This window comes from Draconibacterium orientale (assembly GCF_900111425.1).
GTDB lineage: Bacteria > Bacteroidota > Bacteroidia > Bacteroidales > Prolixibacteraceae > Draconibacterium > Draconibacterium orientale.
This window is the reverse complement of sequence record NZ_FOHT01000045.1, coordinates 1-17,631: the sequence shown is the minus strand read 5'-3', so window position 1 is coordinate 17,631 and position 17,631 is coordinate 1. Positions and strand designations below refer to the sequence as shown.

16 protein-coding genes are annotated in these 17,631 nt (G+C 42.3%); 5 read left to right on the top strand and 11 right to left on the bottom strand.

All coding sequences use genetic code 11. The features are described 5' to 3' along the window. Positions 1 to 82 precede the first annotated feature (82 nt). From BMW53_RS18780 to BMW53_RS18760, 5 genes are all read right to left on the bottom strand, one after another. A complete protein-coding gene (locus BMW53_RS18780) occupies positions 83 to 1,441 on the bottom strand; it encodes a TolC family protein (RefSeq protein ID WP_038558152.1) in 1,359 nt (452 codons plus the stop codon). Positions 1,442 to 1,496: 55 nt separating this feature from the next. Continuing rightward, positions 1,497 to 2,627: an efflux RND transporter periplasmic adaptor subunit gene (locus BMW53_RS18775; protein ID WP_038558150.1), complete on the bottom strand. Its 1,131-nt coding sequence runs from the start codon at positions 2,625 to 2,627 to the stop codon at positions 1,497 to 1,499. Between the two features lie 306 nt (positions 2,628 to 2,933). Continuing rightward, entirely contained in the window at positions 2,934 to 4,205 is a 1,272-nt protein-coding gene (locus BMW53_RS18770) for an ABC transporter permease (RefSeq protein WP_038558148.1), read from the bottom strand. A 33-nt stretch (positions 4,206 to 4,238) separates the two neighbouring features. Next, positions 4,239 to 5,501 carry an ABC transporter permease gene (locus BMW53_RS18765; protein WP_038558147.1) on the bottom strand — a complete coding sequence of 421 codons (1,263 nt, stop codon included), beginning with the start codon at positions 5,499 to 5,501 and terminating at the stop codon, positions 4,239 to 4,241. An 84-nt stretch (positions 5,502 to 5,585) separates the two neighbouring features. After that, positions 5,586 to 6,311, bottom strand: coding sequence for an ABC transporter ATP-binding protein (locus BMW53_RS18760; protein ID WP_038558145.1), 726 nt, complete (start codon positions 6,309 to 6,311; stop codon positions 5,586 to 5,588). Between the two features lie 296 nt (positions 6,312 to 6,607). Here BMW53_RS18760 and BMW53_RS18755 point away from each other — a divergent pair, with 296 nt between their 5' ends. From BMW53_RS18755 to BMW53_RS18740, 4 genes are all read left to right on the top strand, one after another. Further along, a complete protein-coding gene (locus tag BMW53_RS18755; RefSeq protein WP_038564544.1) occupies positions 6,608 to 8,140 on the top strand; it encodes an NAD(P)/FAD-dependent oxidoreductase in 1,533 nt (510 codons plus the stop codon). 104 nt (positions 8,141 to 8,244) lie between these two features. Then, a complete protein-coding gene (locus BMW53_RS18750) occupies positions 8,245 to 9,504 on the top strand; it encodes a diaminopimelate decarboxylase family protein (RefSeq protein ID WP_038558143.1) in 1,260 nt (419 codons plus the stop codon). Between the two features lie 88 nt (positions 9,505 to 9,592). Beyond that, positions 9,593 to 10,702 carry a glycosyltransferase family 4 protein gene (locus BMW53_RS18745; protein ID WP_038558141.1) on the top strand — a complete coding sequence of 370 codons (1,110 nt, stop codon included), beginning with the start codon at positions 9,593 to 9,595 and terminating at the stop codon, positions 10,700 to 10,702. Between the two features lie 45 nt (positions 10,703 to 10,747). Further along, positions 10,748 to 11,374 carry an L-threonylcarbamoyladenylate synthase gene (locus BMW53_RS18740; RefSeq protein WP_256999155.1) on the top strand — a complete coding sequence of 209 codons (627 nt, stop codon included), beginning with the start codon at positions 10,748 to 10,750 and terminating at the stop codon, positions 11,372 to 11,374. A gap of 50 nt (positions 11,375 to 11,424) precedes the next feature. On the opposite strand, the gene BMW53_RS18735 is transcribed toward BMW53_RS18740, so the two are convergent. Further along, the gene (locus tag BMW53_RS18735) at positions 11,425 to 12,129 is read right to left on the bottom strand and encodes a head GIN domain-containing protein (RefSeq protein ID WP_038558137.1); all 705 of its coding nucleotides are present in this window, start codon (positions 12,127 to 12,129) and stop codon (positions 11,425 to 11,427) included. Positions 12,130 to 12,315: 186 nt separating this feature from the next. Here BMW53_RS18735 and BMW53_RS18730 point away from each other — a divergent pair, with 186 nt between their 5' ends. Then, positions 12,316 to 12,750, top strand: coding sequence for an acyl-CoA thioesterase (locus BMW53_RS18730; protein ID WP_038558135.1), 435 nt, complete (start codon positions 12,316 to 12,318; stop codon positions 12,748 to 12,750). Here BMW53_RS18730 and BMW53_RS18725 read toward each other — a convergent pair. From BMW53_RS18725 to rfbB, 5 genes are all read right to left on the bottom strand, one after another. Further along, entirely contained in the window at positions 12,724 to 13,251 is a 528-nt protein-coding gene (locus tag BMW53_RS18725; protein ID WP_038558133.1) for a ribosome maturation factor RimM, read from the bottom strand. The two genes, BMW53_RS18730 and BMW53_RS18725, sit on opposite strands and share 27 nt — an antisense overlap. A 798-nt stretch (positions 13,252 to 14,049) precedes the next feature. Beyond that, entirely contained in the window at positions 14,050 to 14,649 is a 600-nt protein-coding gene (locus BMW53_RS18720; protein WP_038564541.1) for a 30S ribosomal protein S16, read from the bottom strand. 184 nt (positions 14,650 to 14,833) lie between these two features. Beyond that, complete coding sequence (locus BMW53_RS18715) at positions 14,834 to 15,520, bottom strand: YiaD family glycine zipper/OmpA-like lipoprotein (protein ID WP_038558131.1); 687 nt, start codon at positions 15,518 to 15,520, stop codon at positions 14,834 to 14,836. Between the two features lie 10 nt (positions 15,521 to 15,530). Further along, positions 15,531 to 16,001 carry a lipocalin family protein gene (locus tag BMW53_RS18710; RefSeq protein ID WP_038558130.1) on the bottom strand — a complete coding sequence of 157 codons (471 nt, stop codon included), beginning with the start codon at positions 15,999 to 16,001 and terminating at the stop codon, positions 15,531 to 15,533. A gap of 174 nt (positions 16,002 to 16,175) precedes the next feature. Further along, complete coding sequence (rfbB, locus tag BMW53_RS18705; RefSeq protein WP_038558128.1) at positions 16,176 to 17,231, bottom strand: dTDP-glucose 4,6-dehydratase; 1,056 nt, start codon at positions 17,229 to 17,231, stop codon at positions 16,176 to 16,178. Positions 17,232 to 17,631 lie beyond the last annotated feature (400 nt).

Here is a 17,631-nt window from a genome sequence, read left to right as displayed (position 1 = left end):
GGTATTTCTGTGTTAGCGAACAAATAAAAAGCCCCTGACTTTTCAGTCAGGGGCACAAAAAACAATGTTCAAGCAAGATTTGCTACAAGGTGATTGGTACACCGTTGTAGAAATCAAGTATTTTCGTGCGGAAAATATATTCGTATTTTGCCTGTATTAAATCCGACTGAGCATTGGTCAGGTTTGTTTTACTCTGGTTGTATTCTACCGAGTTGATCATTCCCACATTAAACTTTTCTTCGGTGTAACGAAAAGCTTCTTTCATTGAAGCCACTGCTTTATCGGTAGAAATGTAACGGTTAAAAGCAGCCAGTGCATTGGTATATACCTGCTCAATGTCTCGGCGTAAAACATTGCGGCTTTGTTGCAACTGATACTCGTAATCGGCTATTTGCAACTCCGAATTCGAAATATTGTTCTTCACCTGGAAACGATTGAATATCGGAATGTTTAAAGAAAAACCAAATCCATATCTTCTATTATTCTTAATCTGATCTCCAAATGGCACCTTACCAAAACTTTGCCCTGTACTAAAATCATAGATCTTGTTCGCATCACTATAGTCGGTGTAATAATTGCCACCAAGCGATAGAGTCGGATAACGGTTACCTTTTGTTATTTCCAACTGTTTCATGGCACTTTCAACGCGCAACTGAGCCGCTTTTATTTCGGGACGCACGTTAATGGCAGTGCTAAACACGTCGTAGGCATTTATCATGGTTAGATTGGCCTTAATTTCGGGTAACGATGGCTTTTCAATGGTAAAACTTTCGGCCATGGGCAACTCCAAAAACTGGTATAAATTAAGATAAGCCAACTGAACCCGGTTTTGTGCATTTACCAAATCTAACTCTTCGCGCGCCAGCTGCGCCTCAATTTCCAACAAGGCGCCTCGTGCTTCACTTCCCGCATCAACAAGCTGACGAGTACGCTCAATCTGCTGTTTGGTAACTTCAATGGTAGCTTCGGCAACCAGTTGCACTTCCTGCGCAAAAAGAATTTCGAGATATTCGGCTGCAATCCCCAACATGATATCGTCTTTTGTTTTTTGCAGATCGGCCATTGTTGCTTGTAAGTCAAGCTCTCGCATTTTTACCGTGTTGGTTAAAATCATACCGTTGAACAATGTCATATTGGTCGACAAACTCCCCGATATCCCTACCGAATTACTATTTGTATAAACATTCTCATTGGTAAGCGAACGCCCATAATTATAGTTATTATTCACCTGGCCGTTCAGGTTCGGCAGCTTATCATCTTTTGCCTGCTTAACCAGCGTTTCGTTGTATCGTGTATTTATCTCCTGTCGTTTTACCTGAAGGTTGTTTTCGATGGCGTAATCGAAACAGGATTGCAAATCCCAGACGTTTTGCGCCTGCAGGTTAACGGCTCCTGCCGACAGTACTATTCCTAAAAATAAGGTTAAAAGATTCTTCATCATGTATTGTTTTTTGTTTTGCCACTAATTTACATAAAGCAATGTGAATTACCTATTGTTAACCATTATTGGCTTGTGTTTCCTGAACTTTCTTCGGATCGATCTTTTCGCCTTTTACTTTATCGTCGGCTTTCAATCCTTCAGTAATTTCAATATTTATCCCATCAGACAAGCCAGTGTGTACCCAACGTTTTTCGTAGTTTGGCTCTTCGGCCGAACCTACATTCACCTCCACAAACGACGAGTCGTTTTCAAACTGAAGCAATCCTTCGGAAATAACCATCACATTATCTTTGCGCTCCAGAACGATATTGGCATTTGCACTGTATCCGGCGCGGATAAACTGGCCTTCTTTCAGTTTTACATTTGCTTTAATTTCAAACTGAATGGCACCGTTCTCCTCCACTCCTTTGGGTGAAATATATTCAAGAACGGCAGCAAATTTTTCTTTATCGATAGCACCAATTTCCAGTTCAATTGGCATTCCTTCGCGAATTTTCCCAACTTCGGTTTCATCCACATTTCCTTCAAATATCATATCGCTCATATCGGCAACCGATGCAATGGTAGTTCCTGCGTTAAAGGTGTTGGCCTGAATTACCGAATTACCTTCTTCAACCGGAACATCCAGCACCATTCCATTAATGGTTGAGCGCACCAGCGTATTAGTAGCCGTTGCAGCCTTTTTTGTTACACCATTTTTAATTAATTCCAGATTATTTTCGGCAGCAGTCAGTTCTTCCCTTGCTGAATCGTAGGCCACTTTTGCCGCTTTAAATTCTTCGTACGAGATCACTTCTTTATCAAATAATTTCTGCTGACGATCGTAATCAATCTGGGCATCTTCAAAACCAATCTTCGCACGGTTAACACGGGTTTCAGCCGAGTTCAGTGTTACCATGTCAGGAATAATTTTGATGCGTGCAACCACCTGGCCTTTTGTAATTTTATCGCCGGCTTCAACAAACAATTCATCAATAATTCCTGAAACCTGCGGAACGATCTCAATTTCAAAACGCGGCACCACCGAACCGGTAGCAACCGTTTTCATTACTACATCGCTATAAAACGGATTCTTGTTCTCGAAATAATCAGTTTTCTTTTTCGATTTGTTGTACAGGAAGAAAAGTGTTCCTCCAAATATTGCTACCAATACTACAACTCCTAAAATTCTAAATACTTTTTTCATCTCGTTATGTTTTTTGTTTTCAATTGCACTCGATGTAACTCGCCAAATTAATTACCAGTTTTTAGCTTACTTTTTCGGTTGGCTCGTTTCATGGCTAGTTTGTTTTTGCAAAACGCAAAGCGCAAAGTGCAGAGCGTTTTTTCATTGTTTTTTGTTATTGTTTTGATTCAATTTTATTTTTCTTTTTCAGACTCAACTTTTTTACCCCCTGTCGCTTCTTCGTCGCTCCTGTCCTCCGTCAGCTGACGGAGACAATCGGAACGCAGTGGAGATAGGCGGTGAATTCAACTCCCAATCCCGCATTTTTTACTCGTCGCGCAACGCATCAATAGGTTTAATACTTACCGCCCGACGTGCCGGGATTAACCCTGCAAATATTCCGGAAACTACCAGTACTGAAAGCGCTCCAACGGCCATTTTAAAACTGATCTCCGGATGGCGGAAGAAAATATCATCGCCACTTCCGGCATTCATTTCCAGTACCATATTCAGCAGTTCGAGCAATCCTACTCCCAGCGCCAGCCCAATGTATCCGGCAATAACTGTAAGGAAAACACTTTCGGCAACAATGTGCAGAATCACTTTTCCGGGTGTGGCGCCAATGGCCCGCTGAATACCAATTTCCTGTGTGCGTTCTTTAATAATTACCAGCATAATATTACTTACGCCAATTACTCCGGCCAGCAAGGTTCCAATTCCCACAATCCAGGTTAATAGCTGAATGCCGGTAAAAAGGCCCATGTACTTTTTCCATTCCACTTCAATATTGAATGAACCAACAGCCTGTTGATCGTCGGGTGCTACACTGTGGCGTTCTTTCAACAGCTCCATTAAGCGGGCCTCAACTTTACTTACAGGAATACCGGGTTGCGAGGTTACCGAGAAGAAATGCACATCGTCGCCCATATTAAAGGTTTTTTGCATGGTAGTGAACGGCATTATTATGGTTTCATTTTTCCGGCCTCCGCCAATATTTACGCGGGTTTCGCCTTTTACCACACCAACCACCTGAAAGTAAACGCCGTTAATTTTCAGGTATTCGCCAATCGGATCTTCATCCGTATCGAACATCACTTCCACTACGCGTTCACCAATATTCACCACTTTTCGCGAATGCTGGATATCGATGGTATTGATCAGTCGTCCCTGCAGCGGTGTCCACGGATCGATTTTGAAAAACTCGGGATAATCGCCATAAATATTAAAGGCGCCTGTTTTTTTACCGCGAATTACATTATCACCACCTCCGCTGCTTGGTCCGAACAATCGTGGCGACAAGTATTCAATATCGCTGATGTTGGCTTTTATGTATTCAATATCTGTGTTTTTGTAGTTCCAGCGTCGCCCGCGTTGAAATCCTTTATAGGGTTTGCTGGTGCGCTCGGTCCAGAAGAATGCTGAATTGGATGCGAAAGCTTTAATTCCGTCCATCACCCCGTTTTCAAGGGCACGGCCGGCTCCCGACATAATTATCAGCATAAATATTCCCCAGAACACACCGAAAGCGGTCATAAAACTGCGCATCCGGTTTTTCTTTAAAGCGCTTAATATTTCTTTCCAAAGGTCTAAGTCGAACATTTTAGTTTCGAGTTTAAAGTTTAAAGTTCAGAGTTATTCGTCGCGCAAGGCTTCAATAGGTTTGATTTTTGCAGCTCGCTTTGCCGGAATATACCCGGCAATGGCACCGGCAACCACCAGTAATAATGTGGCCAATAGGGCAATTCCCAAATCAACCGTAGGGTTGCGGAACAAGGTTTCGCCGTTGCCGCCGTTGGTTGCTGCCGAGGCTTCAAATTGTTTCTCCACAATAAAGTTCAGGCCTTCCATCAGCCCGGTTCCCAACACAAGGCCGATGTATCCGGCGATGGTTGTGATCATTACAGCTTCCAAAAGAATCAGTCCGATTACTGAGGCAGGACTGGCACCAATGGCTTTACGGATACCAATTTCCTTGGTACGTTCTTTTACCACAATCAGCATAATATTGCTTACTCCAACCACTCCGGCAATCAGGGTTCCGATACCAATTATCCAGATAAAAATATCGATAGCCTGGAACAGCTTCATGGTTTGAATAACATCCTCCAGTTTATTGTACGATCCCATGGCCGATTCATCGGTAGCATCAAATTTATGTTTACGGGCCAGTCTCTCCCGAACACGGTTTTCAATGGCCTGGCTTTCTTCCAGTGTTTCGGCGTTAATGGTTAAGGCAAAGTTGTGCAGGCGATTTGATCCGTTAAATACTTTTTGCCCGGTAGTAACCGGAATGTAGGCATTTCGGTGACGAGTGCCACCGCCCTCAGTGCAAATTCCAACCACTTTAAACGGAATGTTATTTACACGAACATATTCGCCAATGGCCTCTTTTCCGTTAAAAAGCGCATCGTAAATGTCTTTTCCCAGCACTACCGATTTTCGGGTCTGATCGATATCAACCTGGTTCACAAAACGACCTTCTACAATTTCAATCGACTCCACATCTTTTAAATCAGGATGACAGGTTATAGCTGAATACTCGCCGTATTCATTTCCATACGAGAAGAGATTTCCGCCAATATAATAACGGCCCGAGGTGTGCTCAATTCCTTCCAGGTCTTTCAGGATATCGTAATCGGCATTGGTAAAGCGGATTTCCCTGTTTTCCTGCATGCCTTTGTACGGAATACTGGTGCGGCCACTCCACAACCACATGGCATTAACGGCATCGCGCATAAAATTTTCCGACACGCCGTTGCTTAATCCATTACCGGCTCCCAAAAGAATCATTAACATGAAAATTCCCCAGGCTACGCTAAATCCGGTAAGGAAAGTGCGCATTTTATTTTTTTTGATGGTGGCAAAGATCTCCTGCCATTTATCAATATCGAACATGATAATTTCAAGTTAAAAGTGAAAAGTGAAAAGTAAAAAGGCAAAAGTGCCTGCTGCGACTGAAAACTGAGACTGTTAACTGAATCAGGCTGTTTCCAGTTCTTTGGCGTACTGATGCTGAAAGTTTTTCAATTCGCCGTTTTTAATGATCTCATCAATATGGCCATCTTTCAATCGCACAATTTTCTGGGTCATCGAAGCAATATCATGCTCGTGTGTTACCAGAATAACTGTAATACCATCGTTGTTAATTTCTTTCAGAATATCCATTACCTCGTACGAAGTGCTGGTGTCGAGTGCACCGGTTGGCTCGTCGGCAAAAATAATTTTTGGCTGAGAAATGAGCGAACGAGCGATTGCAACACGTTGCTTTTGTCCGCCCGACATTTCGCTGGGCAAGTGTGTTGCCCAATCCAGCAAACCAACTTTATCGAGGTATTCCTCTGCAATTTTGTTTCGCTTTTTACGACTTACGCCCTGGTAATACAGCGGAAGCGCCACATTTTCCAAAGCATTTTTAAATGAAATCAGGTTAAACGACTGAAATACAAAACCTACCAATTCATTTCGAAGTTTGGCTGCCTTCTTTTCCGACATGTCTTTTACCAGCGATCCGTTCAGATAATACGATCCTTCATCGTAATTATCCAAAATTCCAAGGATATTTAGCAAAGTTGATTTCCCGGAACCTGATGACCCCATAATGGAGACGAACTCTCCGGTGTTAATTTCAAGGTCGATTCCTTTTAATACATGCAACGAGTTACTGCCCGTTACATACGACTTGTGAACATTGTTTAGACTAATCATGGCTTGAACTTGTTTTCTGTTTATCCGGCTATTAAAAGCCGTCGATTTTTTGTTTTCAATTTAAAGTTGATGAAAAAAAGGTTTACCCTCAGTTTTTTTTCGATGAACAACCCTTTTTCGCATGTAAAAAAATAGTTCTGTACGTTTTTTGTTTTCTGACGATGAAGCTCGCCTGCTTTGTTTCGATTATGTGACGCACAACTTTATGATACGTTACAACGAATTTTTGTTTTTTTGAAATGGCTGTTCAGAAACCTGTAATCTTTCCGTATTTTTGGCTTCTAATATTTCAGTACATGGGAACAAAATCAGTTTCGCTAAAACTACCTACCAATTATAGTGCAGATTTGCTGCAGAGCCGAATTGCCAAAACTCTGAGGATTAAAAACTTTTCGTACGAATTGGAAACGAAAAGTCTGGATGCACGGAATAAATCGAATATCCACTGGTTGGTAAAAGCTGTTGTAACATCGCCGGAATTGAAAGGAGATGAACAAGTTGAAAAAGAGAAACTGGAAATTCCCTATAAAAAAAGCAATAAAAAAATTGTGGTTGTGGGTAGCGGCCCGGCCGGTTTTTTTAACGCTTTTGTGCTGCAAAAAGCCGGTTTTGATGTTACGCTGATTGAACGCGGATCAGATGTATCAACGCGTGGAAAAGCCATTTCAAACTTCGAGCGAACCGGAACTTTCAACGCCCAAAATAATTACGCTTTTGGCGAAGGTGGCGCCGGAACCTTCTCGGACGGGAAACTGACATCGCGCTCGAAACGCATTTCGAAAGAAAAACAGTTTATTCTTGAAAGTTATGTAGAAGCCGGTGCGCCGGAAGAAATTTTATACATGACTCACCCACATTTGGGAACTGACAACCTGCGTAAAATAGTGCAAAACCTACGCGAAGCTTTTGAAAATCTCGGAGGCAAATTTCTTTTTGAGACAATGCTGGAAGATGTGGTAATCGTCAATTCAAAAGTGAAAGAAGTAGTTACCTCAAAAGGTAATCTTCCGGCTGATGCGCTTTTTGTTGCTCCCGGCCATTCGGCTTTCGAGTCCTATAAAATGCTAATCAGAAGAGGCATTCCTTTTCGCACTAAGAATTTTGCCATTGGCAGCCGCATGGAACACACACAGGAAACCATCAATCGGGCACAATGGGGAAAGCCGCAACTTCCAGGAGTGAAAGCCGCCGAATACCGCCTCACTTCGCAAGCCGACGGCAAACATTCGGTATTTTCGTTTTGCATGTGCCCGGGCGGCATGGTCGTTCCGGCAGCAGCTTACGAACACACCAACATCGTTAACGGAATGAGCTACTACAAACGCAACGGCAACTTTGCCAATGCAGCCTGTGTTGCTGCCATTCATCCCGATGAGCTAGCAGGTAAAACCGTTTCGCCCGTTGAAGCACTCGATAACCTGCAAAAGCTGGAGGAGAGTTTTTATCAATTTACTGAAGGCTATGCAGCTCCGGCATGCTCCATTAATGACTTCTTAAAACAAAAGGGCAAAGGATCGCAGTTTGAAACCAGTTACCCGCTGGGTTTAAAACCGGCTCCGCTATGGGACCTGTTACCCAAACCGGTTGTAGAATCGATGCAGGTTGGCTTGCAGGATTTTATTCGTAAAATGCGCGGTTTTGAAAATGGCCATTTGCTGGGTTTCGAAAGCAAAACATCATCGCCCGTTCAGGTAATTCGCGACCAAAGTAGTTTGTGCGAAGGATTCGAAAATATTTACATCGTTGGCGAAGGCAGCGGATATGCCGGCGGAATTATTTCAAGTGCTGCCGATGGCATAAAAGCGGCCATGCATTATATTGAATCCTAATAATTGTAAACTTCCGGTTAATTAGATTGTTCTTTATTTAGACTAATTCTACTAGATGAAAGAAAAGAATTAGCTTTGTAAAGCATAAAATAAGACGAGAAAATATGGCAGAAAAAAATCTACCTTTTAGCAAAGAACAGCTTGAAAGCATTATTGAGAACCACCCTACTCCGTTTCATATTTACGATGAGAAGGCAATGATTGAGAATGCACGCAATTTCAATAAAGCATTTTCGTGGAACGAAGGCTTTAAAGAATATTATGCAATTAAAGCCGCGCCAAATCCATACCTGATGAAGATTCTTAGAGCGGAAGGTTTTGGAATTGACTGTAGTTCTGTTGCTGAGTTGGAACTGGCCAAACGTATTGGAATGAGCGGCAACGAAATTATGCTGACCTCGAACGATACGCCGGCTTACGAATTTCAGCTGGCTAAAGATTTGGGCGCCATCATTAATCTCGACGACATTTCGCACATCCACTTTGTTGACAAGCATGTAGGATTGCCCGATACGATTTGTATGCGTTACAATCCCGGAAGTTTGAAAGAAGGAAATGTGATAATCGGACATCCGGAAGAAGCGAAATACGGTTTTACCCGCGAGCAAATAATTGAAGGTTATAAAATCCTGAAAGAAAAAGGGGTAAAACATTTTGGCATTCACACCATGGTAGCTTCAAACGAACTTGAACCGGCCTATTTTGTTGAAACTGCCGAGCTGCTGTTTAATTTAATCGTTGAGGTTTACGAAAAAACAGGCGTAAAAATTGAATTTGCCAATATGGGCGGCGGAATTGGAATTCCTTACAAACCGGGCGAAAAACCGGTTAACATGGAATCGGTTAGCGCCGGTGTGAAAAAACACTATGATAACATACTTATGAAAGCCGGACTTGCTCCGTTGAAAATATTTTTCGAATCGGGCCGTGCCATTACCGGGCCATACGGTTATTTGGTAACCAAAGTTCGCCACATTAAAAAAACCTATAAAACCTACGCCGGCCTGGATGCCTGCATGACCGACCTGATGCGTCCTGCGCTTTACGGTGCCTACCATCACATTACAGTTATGGGAAAAGAAAACGATGAGGCGAATGTGAAATACGACGTTACCGGATCGTTGTGCGAAAACAACGACAAATTTGCTATCGACCGCATGCTGCCCGAAATTGATCCGGACGATATTGTGGTAATTCACGACACCGGAGCACACGGCCATTCAATGGGATTTAACTACAACGGAAAACTTAAATCGGCCGAATTGCTGCTTCGTGAGAATGGCGATGTGGTTGAAATCCGACGTGCAGAAACACTCGACGATTATTTTGCAACACTCGACTTCGAAGGTGTTAAAGACTTTTAAGAAATTTATACTTCACAATAAATTAATGAGGCCGGGCTACAAAACCCGGCCTTTTTTGTATTTTTAAAAGCACACAAAACAACTAACTATGAAGATAGGATACGACGCAAAACGAGCATTTCTGAACACCTCGGGGTTAGGCAACTACAGCCGGAATACCTTGAACGCCCTTCAGAAATATTTCCCCGGTCATCACTATACACTTTTTACTCCCGAGGAAAAAGCAGCAATGTTGGAGGAACAGGACAAGTTTGATATTGTGGCCCCTGAGCATGCGCACTCCGGATTTAAAAAAGCCATTTGGCGTTCGATACAACTGAGTGACGAAGTTAAGGATCACAAACTCGATCTGTTTCATGGATTGAGTAACGAACTTCCAAAAGGGATCCACAAAACCGCTATCCCTACGCTGGTAACCATTCACGATCTCATATTTATTCGTTATCCCGAATTTTACAAAACACTCGACCGCGCTATTTATTTCCGAAAAACAAAATATGCCTGCAATGCTGCTACCAAAATTTTGGCCATCAGCCAGCAAACCAAAGACGATATTATCGATTTTGTGGATGTTGACCCGGAAAAAATTGAGATTCTTCATCAGGCCATTTCACCCCTGTTTTTCGAGAATGCCAATACCGGAAAGATCAAAGAAAAATATAAACTGCCCAACGATTTTATTTTGGCCGTTGGTACAGTTGAAGAGCGAAAAAACCAGCTTTCGATCATTAAAGCACTGGTTGAAAAAAACATCCAACTGCCATTGGTTTTGGTTGGCAATCCAACATCGTATTGTAACGACATTCATAAGTACATAGCAGAAAAACAGCTTCACAACCGGGTAATTTTTCTAAGAAACATTCCGGAAACCGATCTGGCAGGTATTTATCAACTGGCGCAATTATCCATTTACATTTCGGTATTCGAAGGTTTTGGATTGCCGGTAATCGAGTCGATGGCTTGCGGTTGTCCGGTAATTACGTCCAACGCTTCGTGTTTACCTGAAACGGCCGGCAATGCAGCTGTGCTTTGTTCGCCACAAAACATTGAAGAGCTGGGAAACAATATTGAAAAAATACTTACCGACACCAATTTCCGGAAAGAATTGATAATGAAAGGACGCGTGAGAGCCAATGAATTTCAACCCAAAAATTATGTTGAAAAATTGATTTCTTTGTACGCGGAATTAATAGGATAGAATAAATCCCCCCTATCGTCACTTCGTTCCGATTGTCTCCGTCAGCTGACGGAGGACAGGAGCGCCGAAGAAGCGACAGGGGGTAAAAAGCTACACAACAAGAGGACTATGCACGACGATATAAAAAAGGCAGTTGAAGTTTTAAAAAGCGGGGGGATAATCCTGTACCCTACTGATACCATTTGGGGCATTGGCTGCGATGCCACCAATGCTGAAGCAGTTAAACGTATTTATGATATAAAAGAACGCGAAGACTCGAAAAGTATGCTGGTTTTAATGGAAAACCCGGCTTTGCTCGATCGTTATATCGCTGAAGTTCCGGAGGTAGCCTGGGATTTGGTTGAAGTAAGCACAACCCCACTTACTGTAATTTATCCCGGAGCAAAAAACCTGGCTGCCAATTTAATTGCCGAAGACGGAAGTATCGGTATTCGTTTTACCAAAGAAGAATTTACGCGTCGGTTGCTCCAACGTTTTCGCCGGCCTATCGTTTCTACCTCGGCCAATAAAAGTGGCGAAAAATCGTCGGTATTTTTTGATGAAATTTCGGAGGAAATAAAAGAAGCGGTCGATTATATTGTGGAATACCGGCAGGATGATCGCATTCCATCGGAACCATCAAGCGTAATAAAACTGGGGCCGGGCGGGCAAATCGAAATTCTCAGAAAATAAAAAAGCCACCTGAAAAACAGATGGCCTGCAATATTTTAAATCCGCCTGGATTACATACTTTTTACGCGTCCTGATCCGGCAACCGATGCATCAACCGTTGGATTGCCTTTGTAATAAACGCTTCCCGACCCGGCGATTCGTGCTTTTAACGAGCCATTGGATCTCACGCTACTATTGCCTGATCCTGATGTGCTTACGGCCACATCGTCGGCTTCAAAACCATCGCCTTTAAAGTTCCCTGAGCCCGAAATTGAAACGGATAATTCGTCGGCAACACCATCGCTTTCAATTTTAATATTCCCCGACCCCGAAATGGCACCTTTTACTTTGTCCGATTTCAGGTCATCAATTTCAATATTTCCGCTGCCACTCACCGCCAGGTCGATAATACGTGCATTAATTTCATTGGCTAAAATATCTCCCGAGCCTGAAACGCCCAATCCGTTTACATCAGGCACAGTGATGTAAATCTCAATTTTGCCGGGCTTGTAATTGCGTTGAAAGATGCTTTTCCCCGGAAAACGAATGATCAACTTACTCCCGTTTACTTCGGTAATAATGTCTTCCAGTGTCGATTGTTTGGCTTCAATCCGCACACTTTGCGGACTCCCCTGTTTAAGGTGTACAGTTGCCGGAATGCGCAAACTTATCTCCGAGAAACTGGAAACATCACGTGTTTCTTCCTGTGCCTGAACGGTTGAGGTCATAAATAAACCTATTACCAAAAGGCTTAACACTAAAATTCTGGTTTTCATGTTTTTACTATTTAAATTTCTAATTCCAAATTTTCAAAATCTGTAATGATGTTGGCTTTAAATTTAGCCAAAGCCGGTGATCTTTCCGGCCAATATTATTATTACGTTTTAATGACGCGACAATTGTAATAAAGTTGCACACAAATCAGAATTAATTGCACTTTTAAACGGATAAAAAAGCAATTTATGAAACAGAAACACAGCGTACCGGTGCAGATTCGGTTTAACGATATCGACCTGATGGGCCATGTTTACAATGCCAAATACCAGGAATTTTTTGATCTGGCCCGTCTGAACTATTTCAAAACGGTTTTGGGCGAACTGATTAGCTGGACACACAAAGGATTGATTATTGCCTCGGTGAAGGTGGATTACCTGCAACCAACTTTTCTGGAGGATGAAATTCATGTGGAAACATCGGTATCGTCGTTGGGAGAAAAGAGCCTGGAGATGACACAGGCGGTTTACAAAAACCACAACCCGGAACCGGTAGCAATATGTAAATCGGTAATGGTTTGTTTTGATATGAAAGCCAGAGTTTCGGAACCGATTCCCGAGGTTTGGAGAAAGAAATTTACAGATTTTGAGCCCGGATTAGGCGTCAATCAGTCCGTCGGGTAAATTTAAAGTGAGCGTACCTTCACTTTCGCTGTACGAAACCAGCATTTCTTCGTGAAATGGAATTAACAACTCCTCGCCCCGGTACGAAACAGTAAAAACAATATTCCCGGAGTAGTCGTCAACATGATCGATTACACCAATTTCACCCAGTTTGCTATCGATTAGCATCAGGCCTTCAAAAGTCGATTCGTTTTCATCCTGCTCATCAATAATCTCGGTATGAAACAGGTATGCGCTGGCGCCAATCAGGCGTTTGGCGTATTTTTCGTCGTCAACCCAATCAAACTTTACAATTGCTGTTTTGGATGAACGGAAACGGAACCCATCTTTTTCGACAAAAAAAGGCACCAGTAAACCATCCAGTTCAACAAAAAAGCGGTCGCTTTCTTCCACTGAATATTCAAACTGTTCGTCAAACTCCAGGACTACTTCGCCATGCACGCCATGCGTTTTTCTGAAGAATCCAACTTTTTGGCAATCGGTTTTTGGTATTGTTTCCATACTTCAAAAGTAAAGCATTTTCACTTGAAACGGTAGTTATAAGTAGAAAGTTCCAAAAAATTGCAACATAATTTTTTTTCGAAAGAGGTTATACGAAGTATATCAACACAAAAAACATTCGTGATTTTCGCGAATAATCAACAGGAACAAAGGGATATGAATATCGTTTCACGCAAAGAAACAAAGAAGCGCAAAGTATGCAAAGGCTTTTAGCAATCCGGATAATCTGCTTCGTTCGCTTTGCGAAAAACTTAGCGAGCTTTGCGTGAACCTTTGTTTTTATTATCAGGCGGAGACTTACAAAAAACATTCATGATTCCCGGGAATCACCAACAGTGATGAAAGTGAGGCCTAACGACAGCATTTCATAAAAACATTCAGATTACAAGGCGCATACAGCAGTTGTGCGTTGAATAACTGATTATTTGCGCCTTTGATTTACTTTCACATCAACCCCGGGTTTCACCCGAGGTTAATCCTATTTTATCCCTTCGGGATATTGAATTGGATGACAAAGTTAAAACGACTTTATTGGCCAGCTATGTCGGAATTGCAAATTTTACATGACGCTGGAAGCGTCTAATATGAACCTGTCTGCCGACAGGCAGGTAACCCGGTGCGTAGCGCTGGGATGAAATGACCAAAGCGAATCGTCCGGCGAAGAAAGCAGATCGAAGCCAGATGGTTCTTCCGGACGAAACACAAAAGGCAATACAGATAAGAATGATGGGGACTTTCAGAAAAAAAACCACCTGCCCAACGGCAAGTGGTTTTCTATAATAAGATGAGTTGTCTTTCTTAAGATTCCGCACCTTTTTCTTCTTCCGAAGCGTTAGCTTCAGGAGTTTCTTCAACTTCAGCAGTTGCCTCTTCTTCTACTTCTTCAGCAGCGGCTTCAGCTTCAGTTTCTTTAGCAGCAGCTTCGGCTTCGGCAGCTAATTCTGCTTCTCTTGCAGCAATAGCGGCAGCTCTTTCTTCGTTGACTTTCTTCTCAGCTTCCAGTTGTTTATCAGCTTCTGCAGCGGCATCACCGGCCAAACGGTCGATTTTTGCCTGAATTTTAGCTTCTTTTGCTGCAATCCAGTTTTCTAAACGTTTCTCAGCTTCAGCTTCATCGAAAGCTCCTTTTTTAACTCCACCCATCAGGTGTTTTTTGTACAATACACCTTTGTAAGACAAAATTGCTCTTACAGTGTCGGTTGGTTGTGCGCCTTTAACAAGCCAGTCGTAAGCTTTGTCAAAATCGAGATCGATAGTAGCAGGATCAGTGTTAGGATTGTACGTGCCAATTCTCTCAATGTACCTGCCATCTCGTGGCGCCCTGCTATCAGCTACTACAATGTGGTAGTATGCGTAGCGTTTGCGACCGTGTCGCGCTAATCTCATTTTTACTGGCATAATTCTATTTTTTAATTTTGAAAAATGTGGCGCAAAGATAGTATAAATTTCTGTTCCTGAAAGTTTTGAAATAGTATTTTTCGATTTAATGATAGCCTCTTTCAGAGTAAGTTTATCATTAGACATAAATTATTGATAGCCTCACTTAAAGTGAGACTATCAATTTTGTAGTAGTTTACGTTTATTATTGCTCGCCGGCCTGTGCTTTTGCAGCATTTACCATGTCTTCGTTGGCTGTAATGGTAAATTCCACCCTGCGGTTTTGGGCTTTACCCGCTTTGGTGTCGTTTGTTGCCCGTGGCTGCGATTCGCCCATTCCAACCGAACTTAATCTTGCAGCCTGAATACCATTTGATTTTAGGAAACCAACAACCGATGCGGCCCGTTTTTCGGATAAGGTTTGGTTGTATGATTCTGCGCCATCGCTGTCGGTATGCCCGATTACCAAAATGTCAGTATCAGGGTATCTATTAAAAACCTCAACCAGTTTTCCCAGGTTGGTTTGCGAAGCACTTGTAAGCGCTGAGCTGTCGAACTCGAAACGCACATCGGCATTTTCGTCCAGAATTAACTGAATTCCTTCTTCGCTACGTACTACTTCGGCACCGGGCATTGTGGTTTCAATTTCTTCGGCCTGTTTATCCATTTGTTTTCCAATAATTGCACCGGCCCCACCACCAACGGCAGCGCCAACCAAAGCGCCTGCCGCACGGTTATCTTTTCCGCCGATTAACGCGCCTAAAGCAGCTCCTGCGGCTACTCCAATTCCTGCACCTTTTTGCGAGCTATTGGCATTTTGCAACGAGCTACAACTATTCAAAAATATTCCTGCCACAAAAAGGGCAAGAACCACTAATGTTTTATTCTTCATAACGATGATCTTAATTTTTTACGAATTGATAATAAATTGAAATGATGTCGCCCTCGAACGCTGCATCCTGCGCCAAAACAAATTCGGTCTCCGATTCAGCAATTAATTTCAGCTTATAACCGGCGGTTACATCTTTTGGCTTCACACCATCGGGAATAAATTTCCACAAAAAGTAAATGTTCTGGCCATCTTCTTCCATAAACCATTTAATCGAGTGGGTGGAATTTACGCAGGCCACATCCATAAACGAGTAGGTGCCGGAATTGTTATTGCTAACGAAGCTCCATTCGCTTCCCGCGAAACAATCGGGCGATGCCTGATTAAACAACTCTTTAATTTCCACTTTGTTTCCCTGATCGGTTGTAATTGAGGCCAATGTCCAGTTGCCTTTTAATCCTTTCTGCGAACTCCTGACTTGTTTTGTAGTGCTGCACGCCGCCAACAACACAACAAGCGCCAGCAAAAGAAATGTTTGTTTCATATTTATTCTTTTTAATTTCCGTATGTTCTAAAAACTGATTTCTGTGTTCGTACAATTTACAATAATCATTCCTAAAACAGAAAAGGAGACACATTGTTGTATCTCCTTTTCTGATTTTTCCATGCAGTTAGTGATGCTATCACTCGGAGTGATCGTATCATTGTTTAATTAAAATTATCTTTTTACGTACTGTTGCTCGTAGTATTTCTGGTAATCGCCCGAGGTTACATTTTCGAGCCACGCGGTATTTTCAAGGTACCAGTCGATGGTCTTTTCAATACCTTCTTCAAACTGCAGCGATGGCTCCCAGCCCAGTTCGTTTTTAATTTTTGTGGCATCAATAGCATAACGTAAATCATGCCCGGCGCGGTCTTTTACATAAGTTATCAGTTTTTCCGATTCGCCTGTAGGGCGCCCCAGCTTTTCATCCATTTTGCGGCACATTACCCGAATCAGGTCGATGTTTGTCCACTCGTTAAAGCCACCAATATTATAGGTTTCGCCAATTTCACCTTTATGGAAAATCACATCAATGGCGCGGGCATGATCGACCACCCAAAGCCAGTCGCGTACATTTTCGCCTTTACCGTAAACCGGTAGCGGCTTGTTGTTTTTTATGTTGTGAATAAAAAGCGGAATCAGTTTCTCAGGAAACTGAAATGAACCATAGTTATTCGAGCAGTTTGAAATTACTGTTGGCACGTCAAAAGTATCGTTATAGGCACGCACAAAATGATCGGAACTGGCCTTTGATGCCGAGTACGGACTATGCGGATCGTAAGCTGTTTTTTCGGTAAACATTCCTTCTTCGCCCAACGAACCATACACCTCATCTGTCGAAATATGGTAGAAACGTTTGTTCTCGAAATTATCCTTCCAGATGTGTTTGGCAGCGTTAAGCAGGTTAACCGTGCCAATAACATTGGTATAAACAAATTCGGTAGGGTTTGAAATCGATCGATCGACATGCGACTCGGCAGCCAGGTGAATCACCCCGTCGAACTGTCGCGCTTCAAACAGTTGCTGAATAAATTCGCTATCAACAATATCGCCTTTTACAAATTCGTAATTGGGCTTGTCTTCAATATCTTTTAAATTATTGAGGTTACCGGCGTAGGTTAGTTTATCGAGGTTTACAATTTTGTAATCGGGGTAGTTATTTACAAATAAACGAACCACGTGAGATCCTATGAAACCAGCTCCTCCGGTAATAAGTATTGTCTTGCTCATCTTTTATTGTTTTGGAAATCAAAAGTAGGCTTTTCGGCAGATATAGAAAAACGCTTGAGTAAGAAAAAAAGGAAGGACGAAAGAGCATCAACCTTGGTTGGAAAGCAACCATCCATGGTTGTCAGAGAATCAACTTAGGTTGGAAAGCCATCAAGCATGGTCTCAGGTCGAAACTCTCCTGGGTAATAATTGCCATTTGATTAATAAAATCGCGCTTTTGTGCTTCTTTTAAGTATGCCATTGAAATTGATTTTGGGTTTTACATCGTTAGTGGTTACTATAAGCAATTTAGATTCCTCGCTATGCTGCCAATGACAGAATTAATTTACATTTTGACAATTTACTACTTCCATGTTTAGTTCTTTTGCCAATTTGTTTACTGTTCTCATTTTATTTATCA

What these genes read in the sequence shown, in the direction of transcription:
- BMW53_RS18750 (WP_038558143.1), top strand. Translation starts at nt 8,245, where the DNA reads ATGGCAGAAAAAAATCTACCTTTTAGCAAAGAACAGCTTGAAAGCATT.
- BMW53_RS18760 (WP_038558145.1), bottom strand. Translation starts at nt 6,311, where the DNA reads ATGATTAGTCTAAACAATGTTCACAAGTCGTATGTAACGGGCAGTAAC.
- rfbB (WP_038558128.1), bottom strand. Translation starts at nt 17,231, where the DNA reads ATGAGCAAGACAATACTTATTACCGGAGGAGCTGGTTTCATAGGATCT.
- BMW53_RS18745 (WP_038558141.1), top strand. Translation starts at nt 9,593, where the DNA reads ATGAAGATAGGATACGACGCAAAACGAGCATTTCTGAACACCTCGGGG.
- BMW53_RS18720 (WP_038564541.1), bottom strand. Translation starts at nt 14,649, where the DNA reads ATGCCAGTAAAAATGAGATTAGCGCGACACGGTCGCAAACGCTACGCA.
- BMW53_RS18755 (WP_038564544.1), top strand. Translation starts at nt 6,608, where the DNA reads ATGGGAACAAAATCAGTTTCGCTAAAACTACCTACCAATTATAGTGCA.
- BMW53_RS18730 (WP_038558135.1), top strand. Translation starts at nt 12,316, where the DNA reads ATGAAACAGAAACACAGCGTACCGGTGCAGATTCGGTTTAACGATATC.
- BMW53_RS18715 (WP_038558131.1), bottom strand. Translation starts at nt 15,520, where the DNA reads ATGAAGAATAAAACATTAGTGGTTCTTGCCCTTTTTGTGGCAGGAATA.
- BMW53_RS18770 (WP_038558148.1), bottom strand. Translation starts at nt 4,205, where the DNA reads ATGTTCGACTTAGACCTTTGGAAAGAAATATTAAGCGCTTTAAAGAAA.
- BMW53_RS18735 (WP_038558137.1), bottom strand. Translation starts at nt 12,129, where the DNA reads ATGAAAACCAGAATTTTAGTGTTAAGCCTTTTGGTAATAGGTTTATTT.
- BMW53_RS18725 (WP_038558133.1), bottom strand. Translation starts at nt 13,251, where the DNA reads ATGGAAACAATACCAAAAACCGATTGCCAAAAAGTTGGATTCTTCAGA.
- BMW53_RS18775 (WP_038558150.1), bottom strand. Translation starts at nt 2,627, where the DNA reads ATGAAAAAAGTATTTAGAATTTTAGGAGTTGTAGTATTGGTAGCAATA.
- BMW53_RS18780 (WP_038558152.1), bottom strand. Translation starts at nt 1,441, where the DNA reads ATGATGAAGAATCTTTTAACCTTATTTTTAGGAATAGTACTGTCGGCA.
- BMW53_RS18710 (WP_038558130.1), bottom strand. Translation starts at nt 16,001, where the DNA reads ATGAAACAAACATTTCTTTTGCTGGCGCTTGTTGTGTTGTTGGCGGCG.
- BMW53_RS18765 (WP_038558147.1), bottom strand. Translation starts at nt 5,501, where the DNA reads ATGTTCGATATTGATAAATGGCAGGAGATCTTTGCCACCATCAAAAAA.